The sequence below is a fragment of the Ramlibacter tataouinensis TTB310 genome, from assembly GCF_000215705.1.
GTDB lineage: Bacteria > Pseudomonadota > Gammaproteobacteria > Burkholderiales > Burkholderiaceae_C > Ramlibacter > Ramlibacter tataouinensis.
In genome coordinates this window covers 2,104,327-2,117,816 of record NC_015677.1, presented here as the reverse complement: position 1 = coordinate 2,117,816, position 13,490 = coordinate 2,104,327, and the positions used below count along the sequence as shown (strand labels likewise).

General features: G+C 69.5%; 13 protein-coding genes. 11 read left to right on the top strand and 2 right to left on the bottom strand.

Annotated features, from left to right (window positions below):
* Positions 1-11 precede the first annotated feature (11 nt).
* Positions 12-716, bottom strand: coding sequence for a hypothetical protein (locus RTA_RS10290; RefSeq protein ID WP_013901330.1), 705 nt, complete (start codon positions 714-716; stop codon positions 12-14).
* A 240-nt stretch (positions 717-956) separates the two neighbouring features.
* Here RTA_RS10290 and RTA_RS10285 point away from each other — a divergent pair, with 240 nt between their 5' ends.
* Genes RTA_RS10285 through RTA_RS10235 form a run of 11 tightly spaced genes read left to right on the top strand, consistent with a single transcriptional unit; the run spans position 957 to position 12,825 of the window.
* Positions 957-3,059 carry a 3-hydroxyacyl-CoA dehydrogenase NAD-binding domain-containing protein gene (locus RTA_RS10285; RefSeq protein ID WP_013901329.1) on the top strand — a complete coding sequence of 701 codons (2,103 nt, stop codon included), beginning with the start codon at positions 957-959 and terminating at the stop codon, positions 3,057-3,059.
* Between the two features lie 36 nt (positions 3,060-3,095).
* Positions 3,096-4,271, top strand: a complete 1,176-nt coding sequence (locus tag RTA_RS10280; RefSeq protein WP_013901328.1) for an acetyl-CoA C-acyltransferase — start codon at positions 3,096-3,098, stop codon at positions 4,269-4,271.
* Positions 4,272-4,280: 9 nt separating this feature from the next.
* Positions 4,281-6,110 carry an acyl-CoA dehydrogenase gene (locus RTA_RS10275; protein ID WP_013901327.1) on the top strand — a complete coding sequence of 610 codons (1,830 nt, stop codon included), beginning with the start codon at positions 4,281-4,283 and terminating at the stop codon, positions 6,108-6,110.
* Positions 6,110-6,337, top strand: a complete 228-nt coding sequence (locus RTA_RS10270) for a hypothetical protein (protein WP_013901326.1) — start codon at positions 6,110-6,112, stop codon at positions 6,335-6,337. The genes RTA_RS10275 and RTA_RS10270 overlap by 1 nt, the downstream gene beginning before the upstream one ends.
* Positions 6,334-7,125: an SDR family oxidoreductase gene (locus RTA_RS10265; RefSeq protein ID WP_013901325.1), complete on the top strand. Its 792-nt coding sequence runs from the start codon at positions 6,334-6,336 to the stop codon at positions 7,123-7,125. Before RTA_RS10270 ends, RTA_RS10265 begins: the two co-directional genes overlap by 4 nt.
* Complete coding sequence (locus RTA_RS10260) at positions 7,125-7,565, top strand: PaaI family thioesterase (protein WP_013901324.1); 441 nt, start codon at positions 7,125-7,127, stop codon at positions 7,563-7,565. Before RTA_RS10265 ends, RTA_RS10260 begins: the two co-directional genes overlap by 1 nt.
* Positions 7,566-7,592: 27 nt before the next feature.
* Positions 7,593-8,609 carry an NADP-dependent oxidoreductase gene (locus RTA_RS10255; protein WP_013901323.1) on the top strand — a complete coding sequence of 339 codons (1,017 nt, stop codon included), beginning with the start codon at positions 7,593-7,595 and terminating at the stop codon, positions 8,607-8,609.
* Positions 8,610-8,624: 15 nt separating this feature from the next.
* Entirely contained in the window at positions 8,625-9,659 is a 1,035-nt protein-coding gene (locus RTA_RS10250) for a fatty acid desaturase family protein (RefSeq protein WP_013901322.1), read from the top strand.
* Complete coding sequence (locus RTA_RS10245; RefSeq protein ID WP_013901321.1) at positions 9,652-11,298, top strand: isovaleryl-CoA dehydrogenase; 1,647 nt, start codon at positions 9,652-9,654, stop codon at positions 11,296-11,298. The genes RTA_RS10250 and RTA_RS10245 overlap by 8 nt, the downstream gene beginning before the upstream one ends.
* A gap of 16 nt (positions 11,299-11,314) precedes the next feature.
* Positions 11,315-12,265, top strand: coding sequence for a glutathione S-transferase family protein (locus tag RTA_RS10240; RefSeq protein ID WP_013901320.1), 951 nt, complete (start codon positions 11,315-11,317; stop codon positions 12,263-12,265).
* A 5-nt stretch (positions 12,266-12,270) separates the two neighbouring features.
* Entirely contained in the window at positions 12,271-12,825 is a 555-nt protein-coding gene (locus RTA_RS10235; protein ID WP_013901319.1) for a methylated-DNA--[protein]-cysteine S-methyltransferase, read from the top strand.
* A gap of 30 nt (positions 12,826-12,855) precedes the next feature.
* Here RTA_RS10235 and RTA_RS10230 read toward each other — a convergent pair whose 3' ends face one another.
* A complete protein-coding gene (locus RTA_RS10230; RefSeq protein ID WP_013901318.1) occupies positions 12,856-13,470 on the bottom strand; it encodes a hypothetical protein in 615 nt (204 codons plus the stop codon).
* Positions 13,471-13,490: the final 20 nt, after the last annotated feature.

Below are 13,490 nucleotides of genomic sequence, written 5' to 3'. Positions count from 1 at the left end.
TCTCCCTTGCTTCAAGCCATGCGCCGGAGCGCCGGGGCACTGTAGCAAATGTCCCCAGGCGCGGCGCGCGCGCTTTCCAGCACGCTCAAGGCCGCGGCGACGTCCGATACTTTCCCGAACAACAAGGCATAAGGCTTGCCGCTGGACCCGATGGCCGTCAGCGCCGTCCTCATGCCGAAGCGGCGCCACAGCCGGGCCATGGGCAGGGTGGTGGTGCCGTGGAAGCAGCGGACCTCGTGCAGCCTGATCAGCTCCTGGAGGGCCAGCGTGAGGCACCGGGCCAGCAGCTCGGGATGGCGATCCCCGGGCTGCATGATGAGCCTGCCAACCTCCCAGCTACCGGGCCGCAGGATGTTCTTGTCCGGGATGAGATCGCCTGGCAAGCGTTCGGCGCCCGTCATGCCGTAACCCGTAGGAACAAACCGGATGGTGGCGACCAGCCTTTCTTCCAGGAAGATGGCGCCCACGATGCCGATCTCGTCCCTCCTGCTTTCGAAGGGAGCCAGCTCCAGACCCAGGTCTTGTTCGACGGTCAAGGCGGCGTGCTGGCGCAGGCCGGCAAGGGCCGACCTTTCGTCGGCCGTGCGCATGACCTGGAATCGCAGGGTCTTGCGTGCGCCGTCGGACATCATCTTGGTGCGTGGAGGCACGGCTTCCCCGGCGGCAGCCGCCCAGCCGGTGGCCGGGCAGATGCCTTGTTGTTCAGTGACGTGCATGGAATTTTCCCTCACAGGTCGAGGCATGAAGATCGACCCCTCCGTCCAACGGTTATGCAGCCGCGGTGCGGATGCCGAGGGACGAGGATGTCATGTCCCGCGTGCCAGCTCAAGCGTAAGAGCACTTAAGCAGTTTGCAGGCTCTGTCCCGCCTGCGACAAAACCACAGGCCAGCCATGTCCACGGCCCTAGAATCCAAAATCGCACGACCGTTCTTTTTGACTCCTGAAGGGAACCCGCATGACGGCTGAATACAAGGTGCACGGCGACGTCGCCGTGATCACGATGAACAACCCGCCCGTCAACGGACTGGGCCTGGCCACCCGCGTGGCGCTCACCCAGGGCCTGGAGAAGGCCAATGCCGATGGCAGCGTCAAGGCCATCGTCATCACCGGCGCGGGCAAGGCCTTCTCCGGCGGCGCCGACATCAAGGAGTTCGGCACCCCCAAGGCAGTGGCGGAACCCAACCTGCTGTCCGTGATCCTGGCGATGGAGAACTCGTCCAAGCCGGTGGTGGCCGCGATCCACTCCGTGGCCATGGGCGGCGGCCTCGAGCTTTCGCTGGGCTGCCATTACCGCATCGCCGCGCCGGGCGCCAACATCGCGCTGCCAGAGGTGAAGCTGGGCCTGATCCCCGGTGCCGGCGGCACGCAGCGCCTGCCGCGCGTGCTGGGCGTCGAGACCGCGCTCAACATGATCGTCAGCGGCGAGCCGGTCAAGAGCGAGCTGCTGGCGCAGCAGCCGGGCCAGAAGCTGTTCGACAAGATGGCATCCTCGGCGCAGGCCCTGCAGGAAGAGGCCCTGGCATTCGCCCGCTCGGTGGCGGACACGCGGCCCCTGCCGCTGGTGCGCAACCTGCCGTGCAAGCATCCCCAGGGCGACGCCTACTTCCAGTTCGCGCGCAACATGGTCAAGGGCATGGCCAAGAACTTCCCGGCGCCGGTCAAGTGCGTGGACGCCGTGGAGTTCGCCACCAGGAAGAAGTTCGACGAGGGCATGACGCTCGAGCGCGAGATCTTCACCAACCTGATGTTCACGCCCGAGAGCCGGGCGCTGCGCCACATCTTCATGGCCGAACGCGCGGCCAGCAAGATCCCTGATGTCCCGGAAGACACGCCGCAGCGCGAGATCAAGGCCGTGGCCGTGATCGGCGCCGGCACCATGGGCGGCGGCATCTCCATGAACTTCCTGAACGCCGGCATCCCGGTCACCATCCTCGAGATGAAGCAGGAGGCGCTGGACCGCGGCATCTCCACCATCCGCAAGAACTATGAGGCCCAGATCAAGAAGGGCAAGCTCAAGCAGGACAAGTACGAGCAGCGCATGTCCCTGCTCAAGACCACGCTGGACTACCAGGACCTGGCGCAGGCCGACCTTGTGATCGAGGCCGTGTTCGAGGAGATGGGCGTCAAGCAGAAGGTGTTCGAGACGCTGGACGGCGTGATGAAGAAGGGCGCCATCCTGGCCTCCAACACCTCCACCCTGGACGTCAACAAGATCGCCGCCTTCACCAAGCGCCCGCAGGACGTGGTCGGCATGCACTTCTTCAGCCCGGCCAACGTGATGAAGCTGCTGGAGGTGGTGCGCGGCGGCAAGACGGCGAAGGACGTGCTGGCCACCGTGATGCAGCTGGCCAAGAAGATCAAGAAGACCGCCGTGGTTTCCGGCGTGTGCGACGGCTTCATCGGCAACCGCATGATCGAGCAGTACAGCCGCCAGGCCGGCTTCCTGCTGGACGAAGGCGCCACGCCGCAGCAGGTGGACAAGGCCATCGAGAAGTTCGGCTTCGCCATGGGCCCGTTCCGCATGGGCGACCTGGCCGGCAACGACATCGGCTGGGCCATCCGCAAGCGCCGCGCCACCGAGCGCGCCGACATGAAGTACAGCCGCACCGCCGACAAGCTGTGCGAGCTGGGCCGCTTCGGCCAGAAGACCGGCGCCGGCTGGTACGACTACCAGGCCGGCAAGCGCGACGCCATCCCCTCCAAGCTGGTGGAGGACATGATCGCCGCGCACCGCAAGGAACTGGGCATCGAGCCGCGCAAGATCTCCGACGAGGAGATCGTCCAGCGCCTGGTCTACGCCCTGGTCAACGAGGGCGCGCACATCCTGGAGGAAGGCATCGCCTCGCGCGCCAGCGACATCGACATGGTGTACCTCACCGGCTACGGCTTCCCCATCCACCGCGGCGGCCCCATGCTGTATGCCGACCAGGTGGGCCTGTTCAACGTGATGCAGGCCATGAAGCGCTTCCAGCAGAACCCGCGGGACGACGCGAAGTTCTGGGAGCCGGCCCCGCTGATCAAGCGCCTGGTCGCCGAAGGCAAGACCTTCAACGGCTGATGCCCGCCGCCCAACGACATTCCTGAAAGGTTCACCATGACCAATGCCGTCATCGTCTCCACCGCCCGCACGCCGCTGACCAAGAGCTGGAAGGGCGCCTTCAACATGACGCATGGCGCCACCCTGGGCGGCCATGCCGTCAAGCACGCGCTGCAGCGCGCCGGCGTGCCCGGCGACGCGGTGGAGGACGTGCTCATGGGCTGCGCCAACCCCGAAGGCGCCACCGGCGCCAACATCGCGCGCCAGATCGCGCTGATGGCCGACCTGCCGATCAGCGTGTCCGGCGCCACCGTCAACCGCTTCTGCTCCTCCGGCCTGCAGACCATCGCCATGGTGTCGCAGCGCATCATCGCGGGCGAGGGCGATGTCTACGTGGCCGGCGGCGTGGAGAGCATCTCCTGCGTGCAGCAGGAGATGAACCAGCACATGCTGCGCGACCTGGAGCTGGACAAGAAGAAGCCGGCCATCTACTGGAGCATGCTGCAGACCGCCGAGCAGGTGGCCCAGCGCTACAAGATCAGCCGCGACCAGATGGACGAGTACGGCGCCGCCAGCCAGCAGAAAGCCTGCGCCGCCCAGGCCGCCGGCAAGTTCAAGGACGAGATCGCGCCCATCACGGTCAAGGCCGGGGTGGCCGACCCCGTGCTGGGCCTGCGCACCAAGGAGGTGACCGTCGGCGCCGATGAGGGCCTGCGCGAGGGCACGACCAAGGAGAGCATCAGCGGCATCCGCCCGGCGCTGCCCGGCGGGGTGATCACGGCCGGCAACGCCAGCCAGTTCTCCGACGGCGCCGGCGCCTGCGTGGTGGTGAGCGAGGAATACGCCGGCAGGAACAACCTCAAGCCCATGGGCCGCTTCCTGGGCTTCGCCGTGGCCGGCTGCGAGCCGGACGAGATGGGCATCGGCCCGGTGTTCGCCGTGCCCAAGGTGCTGAAGAAGCTGGGCCTGAAGGTCGGCGACATCGACCTGTGGGAACTGAACGAGGCGTTCGCGGTGCAGGTGCTCTACTGCCGCGACAAGCTGGGCATCCCGGCCGACCGGCTGAACGTCAACGGCGGCGCCATCGCCGTCGGCCATCCCTACGGCGTGTCGGGCCAGCGGCTGACGGGCCATGCGCTGATCGAAGGCAAGCGCCGCGGCGCCAAGCGCGTGGTGGTCACCATGTGCATCGGCGGCGGCATGGGGGCGGCCGGTGTGTTCGAGGTGCTGTAAGCCGCGACGATGAGCCTGCGCCCGACCCTCGACTTCCTGCTGTACGACTGGCTGAAGGTCGGGCAACTGGGCGAACGCGAGCGCTTCGCCGACCACTCCCGCGAGACCTTCGACGCGGTGCTGGACACCTGCGAGCGCATCGCGCGCGAGAAGTACGCGCCCTTCAACCGGCTGGTGGACACCGAGGAGCCGCGCTTCGACGGCGAGAAGGTGATCCTGCCCCGGGCCACCCACGAGGCGCACCGCGCCTACGTGGAGTCCGGCATGGTCAGCGCGGCGCAGGATTACGAAGAGGGCGGCATGCAGCTGCCCTACACCATCGAGGCCGCGGCCAACGGTTTCTTCGCCGTGGCGTCGGTGAGCATAGGCTCCAGCCTGCTGACCAAGGGCAACGCCAACCTGCTGATGGTGCACGGCACCGGGGCGCAGAAGGAGGTGTTCGCGCGCAACGAGTTCGCCGGCCGCTTCACCGGCACCATGTGCCTGTCCGAGCCGCAGGCCGGCTCCTCGCTGTCGGACATCACCACCCGGGCCGTGCCCGACGGTGAGGGTTTCGAGGCCGATCCCCTGGGCCCGCGCTACCGCCTCAAAGGCAACAAGATGTGGATCTCGGCCGGCGAGCACGAGCTGTCCGAGAACATCATCCACCTGGTGCTGGCCAAGATCCCGGGGCCCGACGGCAAGCTCATTCCCGGCACGCGCGGCATCTCGCTATTCATCGTGCCCAAGAAGCTGGTGGGAACGGATGGCCGGCTCACCGGCGAGCGCAACGACGTGGCGCTGGCCGGCCTGAACCACAAGCTGGGCTGGCGCGGCACCACCAACACGCTGCTGAATTTCGGCGAGGGCAGGTACCCGGTGCGTGGCGCACCCGGCGCCATCGGCTACCTGGTGGGCAGGCCGCATGAAGGCCTGCGCTGCATGTTCCACATGATGAACGAGGCGCGCATCGGCATCGGCATGGCCGCCACTTCGCTGGGGCTGGCCGGTTACTACGCCTCGCTGGACTACGCAAGGAACCGACCCCAGGGCCGGCCGGTGGGGCCGGCGGGAAAAGACCCGTCGCAGCCGCAGATCCGCATCATCGAGCACGCCGACGTCAAGCGCATGCTGCTGGCGCAGAAGTCCTACTGCGAAGGCGCGCTGGCCCTGCTGCTGTACTGCGCCCGCCTGGTGGACGAGCAGCACACCGGCACGCCGGAAGCGGCCGACGAGGCGCGAGCGCTGCTGGAGGTGCTGACGCCCATCGCCAAGAGCTGGCCTTCGGAGTTCTGCCTGGAGGCCAATTCGCTGGCCATCCAGATCCACGGCGGCTACGGCTATACGCGCGACTTCCCGGTGGAGCAGTACTGGCGCGACAACCGCCTGAACATGATCCACGAGGGCACCCACGGCATCCAGGCGGCGGACCTGCTGGGCCGCAAGGTCACCATGGAAGGCGGCCGCGGCCTGCAGCTGCTGGCCGGGCGCATCAACGCGACCATCGAGCGCGCCATCCAGCGGCCCGAGCTGGCGGCCTACGCCAACCAGCTGGGCCAGGCGCTGCAGCAGGTGGGCGCCGCCACCCAGGCGGCCTGGGCCACCGGCGACCCCGGCGACGCCCTGGCCAACGCCGTGCCCTACATGCAGGCGGCCGGCCACCTGGTGCTGGCCTGGACCTGGCTGGACGTGCTGCTGGCCATCCCCGCCGACGCCGTCCGCGAGGTGGCGGTGCACCAGGGCAGGATGCGTGCGGCCGCCTATTTCTACCGTTACGAGCTGCCCAGGATCGATGCCTGGCTGCAGGTGGTGGCGCGGCGCGACCGCACCTGCGCCGACATGCCCGAGGAGGCGTTCTGATGGCCTCGCCGACCACGCTCAAGTGGCTGGACCGCCTGGTCTGGACCCTGGTCTATGGCGGCCTGCTGACGCTGGTCGTCGGCATCGCCACGCGGCGCACCGACGAGCCGCTGGGCTGGAGCCTGCTGGTGGCCGGCGCGGCGGTGGCCGCCGTCGGCTTCTTTCTCATCTGGGTGCGCTCGCGCCTGCGCGATCCCGCCGCCCCCCAACCCAAAGGACGACCATGACCCGCACCGTGCAGCAACTCTTCAGCCTGGAAGGCAAGACCGCCCTGGTCACCGGCGGCTCGCGCGGCCTGGGGCTGCAGATGGCGCATGCGCTGGGCGAGGCGGGCGCCAAGATCCTGCTCAGCTCGCGCAAGGCGGACGACCTGGAGGAGGCCGCCGCCGACCTGCAGGCCGCCGGCATCGATGCCCGCTGGGTCGCGGCCGACCTGTCGCGCGAGGAGGAGATCCGCCGGCTGGGCGACGAGGCCCTGCAGCGCCTGGGCGGCGTGGACATCCTGGTCAACAACGCGGGGGCGGCCTGGGGGGCGCCGGCGGAGGACCATCCGGTCGAAGCCTGGGACAAGCTCATGAACCTCAACGTGCGCGGCTATTTCATCCTGAGCCAGCACCTGGGCAAGAAGAGCATGATCCCGCGCAGGCAGGGCAGGATCATCAACATCGCCTCCATCGCGGGCCTGGGCGGCAACCCGCCCGAGATGCAGACCCTGGCCTACAACACCTCCAAGGGCGCGGTCATCAACTTCACCCGTGCGCTGGGCTGCGAATGGGGCAAGTACAACATCACGGTGAACGCGATCTGTCCCGGCTTCTTCCCGAGCAGGATGACCAGGGGCACGCTGGAGCGGCTGGGCCAGGACAAGCTGGCCGCGCACGCGCCCCTGCGGCGCCTGGGCGACGACGAGGACCTCAAGGGCACGACCCTGCTGTTCGCCTCCGACGCCGGCAAGCACATCACCGGCCAGTGGTTGGCGGTGGACGGCGGCACCAGCGTGATCACGGGAGGATGATGAGCGAAGAAAACCCTTTCGGCGTCAGCATCCCCTTCGTCGAGCACCTGGGCTTCCGCCTGGTGCGCATGGAGGGCGGCGAGTCGCGCCTGGAGTTCGACCCGCGGCCCGAGCACCTCAACTCGTTCAGCGTCACCCACGGCGGGGCCGTCATGACGCTGATGGACGTCACCATGGCGGTGGCCGCCCGCAGCGTGGACCGCGAGATGGGCGTGGTCACCATCGAGATGAAGACCAGCTTCATGCAGCCGGCCAAGGGCCTGCTGGTCGGGCAGGGCCGGTTGATGCACCGCACGGCGACGCTGGCGTTCACCGAGGCGACCATCGTCGACGCCGAGGGCCGCGCCTGCGCCCACGCCACCGGCACCTTCAAGTACGTGCGCAGGCTGCCCACCGGGCCCCGCAGCACGAACCCGCTGAACGTGATTTCCACCGACTGAGCTTTGCGCAAGCGCAAGGAGAACCCCATGCCGCAGAACAAGCAGATCCTGCTGGACAGCCGTCCCGAGGGCGAGGCCACGGCCTCCAACTTCAAGCTGGTCACCCGCGAGACGCCGCCGCTGCAGGACGGCCAGGTGCTGGTGCGGCACCATTTCCTCAGCCTCGACCCCTACATGCGCGGCCGCATGAACGAGAGCAAGAGCTACGCCCAGCCGCAGCCGCTGGGCGAGGTCATGATCGGCGGCACGGTGGGCGAGGTGGTGGAAAGCCGCAGCCCGAAGTTCAGCCCCGGCGACAAGGTGGTGGGCATGGGCGGCTGGCAGGAATACAGCGTGGCCGACGCCAACGCACCCGGCATGCTGCGCAAGGTCGACACCACGCACGTGCCGCTGTCGCACTACCTGGGCGCGGTGGGCATGCCGGGCGTCACGGCCTGGTACGGGCTGGTGAAGATCATCGAACCGCAGGCTGGCCAGACCGTGGTGGTCAGCGCGGCCAGCGGCGCGGTCGGCAGCGCCTTCGGCGCCCTGGCCAAGGCGCGCGGCTGCCGCGCCGTCGGCATCGCCGGCGGGCCGGACAAGTGCAGGTACGTGGAGCAGGAGCTCGGCTTCGACGCCTGCATCGACTACAAGCAGCACCGGGACGCGCAATCGCTTGCCAAGGCGCTGAAGCAGGCCTGTCCCCAGGGCGTGGACGGGTACTTCGAGAACGTGGGCGGCATGGTGATGGACGCCGTGATGCTGCGCATGAACGCCTTCGGCCGCATGGCCCTGTGCGGCATGATCGCCGGCTACGACGGCCAGCCCATCCCCATGAGCTATCCGCAGCTGATCCTCACCAACCGCCTGCGGGTGGAAGGCTTCATCGTCAGCGAGCACATGGAGGTCTGGCCCGAGGCGCTCAAGGAGCTGGGCCAGCTGGTGGGCAGCGGCAAGCTGCGGCCGCGCGAGTCGGTGGCCCAGGGCCTGGAGGCCGCGCCCGAAGCCTTCCTGGGCATGCTCAAGGGCCGCAACTTCGGCAAGCAGCTGGTCCAGCTGGTCTGACGCGGCGAGCCGGCCATGGCGCAGCGCAGCGGCGAGGAGTTCCGGGAGGACCACCGCACCCCGGGGTCGCGCAATGCGCAGGCGCGCAGCCTGCTGGGCGCCGCCGAGCTCGTCCCCCTGACGCAGCTGTCGACCGGCCGCTCGCTGCTCGCGGTGATGCAGACCTTCGGCCTGATCGGCGCCGCACTGGCGCTGGGCGTTGCCACCTGGCCCAGCGCCTGGCTGCTGGTCAGCGTGGTGCTGGTCGGCATCGCCCAGCATGGCTTGTTCATCCTGGCGCACGAGGCGGCCCACTACCGGCTGTTCGCCCATCGCGGCGCCAACGATGCGCTGGGCCGCTTCATCGGCATGCTGGGCGGCATCTCCATGTGCACCTACCGCGTCACGCACCGGCTGCACCACAACAATCTCTACACCGAAGAAGATCCGGACACCGCCATCCACGGCGGCTACCCGCGTGGCCGGGCCTACCTGTGGAAGAAGCTGGCGCGCGACCTGGCCGGCCTGAACGCCTGGAAGACCTTCGCCTATTTCTTCGGCGCGCCGGCCATCAATGAAGACACCCAGCGCGAGATCCGCCCCCTGGACGACACCTCGCCGCAGCTGCGCGCGGCGGCCCGGCGCGACCGCTGGGGCGTGGTGGCGTTCCACCTGGCTGCACCGCTGCTGGCCCTGGCGCTCGGCGGTGGGCGCGGCGTGCTGATGTACGCGGTACTGTGGCTGCTGCCCATGGTCACGGTGCTGCAGCCCATCCTGCGCCTGCGTGCGGTGCTGGAGCACGGCGCGGTGGATGACCTCAGCTCGCCGCTGACCGCCGCGCGCAGCAACCGGACCCGGGGCTGCGCCGCCAACTGGCTCGCCCGCTTCGTGCTGTTCCCGCACCACGTGAACTACCACCTGGAGCATCATCTCTATCCGGCCGTTCCGCACTACCACCTGCCGCGGCTGCACCGGCTGCTGGCGGCCCGGGGCGCGCTGGAAGGCGCCGAGGTGCGCGACGTGCCCGCCAGCTGGCGCCGGGTGTTCGCGCCAAGGAGGTCCCGTGCCTGACATCGCCACCCACGAGGTGTTCAACCAGCCCGAGCCGCTGGTGGACTACGACCTGTTCCAGGGCCATGCAGCGCTGCGCGACGCGCTGAAGTTCAACGCGCCTGCGCTGGATACCGCGCCCCTGGCCGAGCTCGGCCGCCGGCTGGGCACGGCCGAGATGCAGCTGCATGCGCGGCTGGCCAATGTGCATGCGCCGCAGCTGCGCACGCACGACCGCTTCGGCCGGCGCATCGACCAGGTGGAGTTCCATCCCAGCTACCACGCGCTGATGGATGCGGCGGTGCAGGCCGGGCTGCATGGCACGCCGTGGGCAGGCGGCTGCGCGTCGCCGCACGTCCTGAGGGCAGCAGGCTTCATGCTCTTCACCGAGCTGGAGCCCTCGGTCCTGTGCCCCATTTCCATGACCTACGCGGTCACGCCGGCGCTGCGCGGCAACCCGGCGGTGTATGCCGACTGGGGCCCCAAGCTCACCAACCGGTCCTACGACCCGCAACCCAGGCTCTGGCGCGACAAGGCCGGCCTGACCATGGGCATGGGCATGACCGAGAAGCAGGGCGGCTCGGATGTGCGGGCCAACACCACCCGGGCCGAGCCGGCCGGGCAGGACGGCTGGGGGCCACGCTACGCCGTCACCGGCCACAAGTGGTTCTTCTCGGCGCCCATGTGCGATGCCTTCCTGGTGCTGGCGCAGACGGCCTCGGGCCTGTCCTGCCTGTTCCTGCCGCGCGTGCTGCCCCAGGGTGAGCCCAACGCCATCCGCATCCAGCGCCTGAAGGACAAGCTGGGCAACAAGGCCAATGCCAGCTCGGAGGTGGAGTTCCACGGCGCCATCGCCTGGCTGGTGGGCGAGGAGGGGAGGGGCGTGCCGCAGATCCTGGAGATGGGCACGCTCACGCGTCTCGATTGCGCCCTGGGCACCAGCGGCCTGATGCGCCAGGCCCTCGGCCTGGCGCTGAACCACGCCAGCCAGCGGCAGGCCTTCGGCAAGCGCCTGATCCTGCAGCCGCTGATGCGCAACGTGCTGGCCGACCTGGCGCTGGAGAGCGAAGCCGCCTGCGCGCTGTCCCTGCGGCTGGCGCGGGCGTTCGACCACCCCGACCAGCCGCACGAGAAGGCCATGGCCCGCCTGCTGACGCCCGTCGCCAAGTACTGGGTGTGCAAGCGCGGCAGCCACTTTGCCCAGGAGGCGATGGAGTGCCTGGGCGGCAACGGCTACGTGGAGGAGGGCGGCGAGGGCGTGATGGCCCGCATCTACCGCGAGATGCCGCTCAACTCCATCTGGGAGGGCGCCGGCAATATCATGGCGCTGGACCTGCTGCGCGCCATCCGCAAGGCCGATGCCGCCGCCGCGCTGGCCCAGGAGCTGGCGCCGGCCCGCGGCCAGCACGCCGCGCTGGACCGCCTGGTGGCGGCCTTGCCCACGCGCGTGGAGGAAATGGCCAGCGAGGTGGAGGCCCGGCGCCTGGCGCAGGACGTGGCCGTGGCCGTGCAGGCCGCGCTGCTGGCCCAGACCGCGCCGCCCGCCGTGTTCGCCGCCTTCTGCGACTCGCGCATAGCCGGCAACTGGGGCCAGGCCTTCGGCACCCTGGGCGCCGCCACCGATTTCGACGCCATCCTTGCCCGCGCCATGCCGCGCTGAACCTTTTTCCCCACCGATGACCGCCGACCTGATCCTGCACCACTACCCGTCCTCGCCCTTCTCCGAGAAGATCCGGCTCGTGCTGGGCCACAAGAAGCTGCCCTGGAAATCGGTGCACGTGCCGCCGGTCATGCCCAAGCCGGACGTGGTGGCGCTGACCGGAGGCTACCGCCGCGCCCCCTTCCTGCAGGTCGGCGGGGACATCTACTGCGACACGGCGCTGATCTGCGACGTGCTGGAGCACGTGCGGCCCGAGCCCACGCTGTACCCGCCGCACCTGCGCGGTGTCTGTCGCATCTTCGCCCACTGGGCCGACACCACGCTGTTCTGGGCGGCCATGGCCTACAACCTGCAGCCGCGCGGCGCGGCCCAGGCGTTCGCCAAGGCGCCGCCCGAGCTCGCCAAGGCCTTCATGGAAGACCGCAAGGCCATGCGCGTGAACATGACCCAGCTGCGCCCGCCGGACGCGACCTCGGCCCTGCGCTCCTACCTGCGGCGCATCGCCAACATGGTCGAGGAGCACGACTTCCTGTTCGGGGCCGAGCCCTGCGTGGCCGACTTCGCGACCTATCACGGCCTCTGGTACACGCGTCGCCAGGTGCCGGTGATGGCCGACATCTTCAACGCAACGCCTTCGATCCTGGAGTGGATGAGCCGGCTGGAGGCCATCGGGCACGCCGCGTCCACCAAGCTGTCGTCCGCCGACGCGATCACCATCGCCGCCGGCTCCGACCCGCAGCCGGCGGGCAGCAACCTGCTGGTCGACAGCGCTTTCCAGGACGACCACGGCATCCCGCTGGGCAGCCGGGTCACGGTCACGCCGGAGTCGTTCGGCACCGAACCTACCGAGGGCGAGCTGGTGGCCGCTACGCGCACCCACTACAGCCTGCGCCGTGCCGATGCGCGCGCCGGCCTGGTGCACGTGCACTTCCCGCGCATCGGCTACGTGCTGCGGGCCGCCGGCTGAGTCCCATGGTGGCGCAGGCGCACGGGCTCGCGCTGTTTCCCACGCCGGTCGGCCCCTGCGCCCTGGCCTGGAACGATGGCGCCATCGCCGGCGTCCACCTGCCCGAAGCGGACGAGGCCGTGCTGCGCCGGCGCATGCGGCAGCGTTTTCCCGGCGCCCGGGAGGCCGCCCCGCCGACCGTGGTGATAGGCTGGATCGAGCGCATCGAAGGCCTGCTGGCGCACGGCCGCGACGACCTGCGCGACCTGCCGCTGGACTGGCGCGGGCTGGGCGAATTCGAATGCCGCGTCTACCAGGCCGCACGCGCCATCGCGCCGGGCCGCACGCTCACCTACGGCGAGCTGGCGGCCCTGCTGGGAGTTCCCGGGGCCGCCCGCGCGGTCGGCCAGGCACTCGGACGCAATCCCTTCGCGCCCGTCGGGTCTTGCCACCGTGTGCTCGCGGCGCGCAATGGCGCCGGCGGGTTCTCGGCCGACGGCGGCGTTGCCACCAAGCTGCGCCTGCTGCAGATCGAAACGGCTCAGTTCGGCGCTACGCCGGGCCTGTTCGACCCGGCATAGGCAGCGGCGCCGCATGGCGCCGCTCGCGGCTCAACCGCGGGGGGAGGACGTGAACTCGCCGCGGCCGAGTACCGGCTCCACATGCTCAGTGCTGCTCACCGTCTCGGTGTGCCGCGGCGGCGTGATCACGGGCGCGGCGCCCATCGCGGGAGCGGCCATGGGCTGCTGGTGGCCCAGCCGTGCATCGATGCGCGCCTCCATCTCGCCCAGGCGCATGGACAGCGAGCGCTGCATCTGCTCGAGCTGGTTGCGCAGTTCGCGCTGGTGGTTGCTCATGGTCTTCTCGAACTCGGCGGCGGCCGTCGTCTCGCGCTGGCGGGTCTCGCGCAGGTGGTTGTCTAGCTGCTGCCTCAGGTCGGTGAAGCGCGAAGCCTCGGCCTTGTCGGCCAGATCGCGCTGGGCTTGCAGCGCCTTGGCGTTCTGCCGGCTTTCCATCAGCATGCGCGTGTGGGCCGAGGCGCTGCTGACCAGGAAAGCGATCAGTGTCAGCCCGAGCAGGCCCAGCAGCAGCAGGCCCAGCGGGGCAGTGGCCGTGCGCCAGCCGAGGTTCAGCGTGGTCGGGCGGGAGAACTCCTGCCAGTTCAGCAGGGCGAACAGCACCACCGCGGCGATGGCGACGATCAGGACCAGGGTTCGGGCTCGCATAGGGACAACTCCTCAAGGAA

Excerpts from the sequence above, each read along its gene's own strand:
- RTA_RS10290 (WP_013901330.1), bottom strand. The coding sequence starts at position 716 with ATGCACGTCACTGAACAACAAGGCATCTGCCCGGCCACCGGCTGGGCG.
- RTA_RS10285 (WP_013901329.1), top strand. The coding sequence starts at position 957 with ATGACGGCTGAATACAAGGTGCACGGCGACGTCGCCGTGATCACGATG.
- RTA_RS10280 (WP_013901328.1), top strand. The coding sequence starts at position 3,096 with ATGACCAATGCCGTCATCGTCTCCACCGCCCGCACGCCGCTGACCAAG.
- RTA_RS10275 (WP_013901327.1), top strand. The coding sequence starts at position 4,281 with ATGAGCCTGCGCCCGACCCTCGACTTCCTGCTGTACGACTGGCTGAAG.
- RTA_RS10270 (WP_013901326.1), top strand. The coding sequence starts at position 6,110 with ATGGCCTCGCCGACCACGCTCAAGTGGCTGGACCGCCTGGTCTGGACC.
- RTA_RS10265 (WP_013901325.1), top strand. The coding sequence starts at position 6,334 with ATGACCCGCACCGTGCAGCAACTCTTCAGCCTGGAAGGCAAGACCGCC.
- RTA_RS10260 (WP_013901324.1), top strand. The coding sequence starts at position 7,125 with ATGAGCGAAGAAAACCCTTTCGGCGTCAGCATCCCCTTCGTCGAGCAC.
- RTA_RS10255 (WP_013901323.1), top strand. The coding sequence starts at position 7,593 with ATGCCGCAGAACAAGCAGATCCTGCTGGACAGCCGTCCCGAGGGCGAG.
- RTA_RS10250 (WP_013901322.1), top strand. The coding sequence starts at position 8,625 with ATGGCGCAGCGCAGCGGCGAGGAGTTCCGGGAGGACCACCGCACCCCG.
- RTA_RS10240 (WP_013901320.1), top strand. The coding sequence starts at position 11,315 with ATGACCGCCGACCTGATCCTGCACCACTACCCGTCCTCGCCCTTCTCC.
- RTA_RS10235 (WP_013901319.1), top strand. The coding sequence starts at position 12,271 with ATGGTGGCGCAGGCGCACGGGCTCGCGCTGTTTCCCACGCCGGTCGGC.
- RTA_RS10230 (WP_013901318.1), bottom strand. The coding sequence starts at position 13,470 with ATGCGAGCCCGAACCCTGGTCCTGATCGTCGCCATCGCCGCGGTGGTG.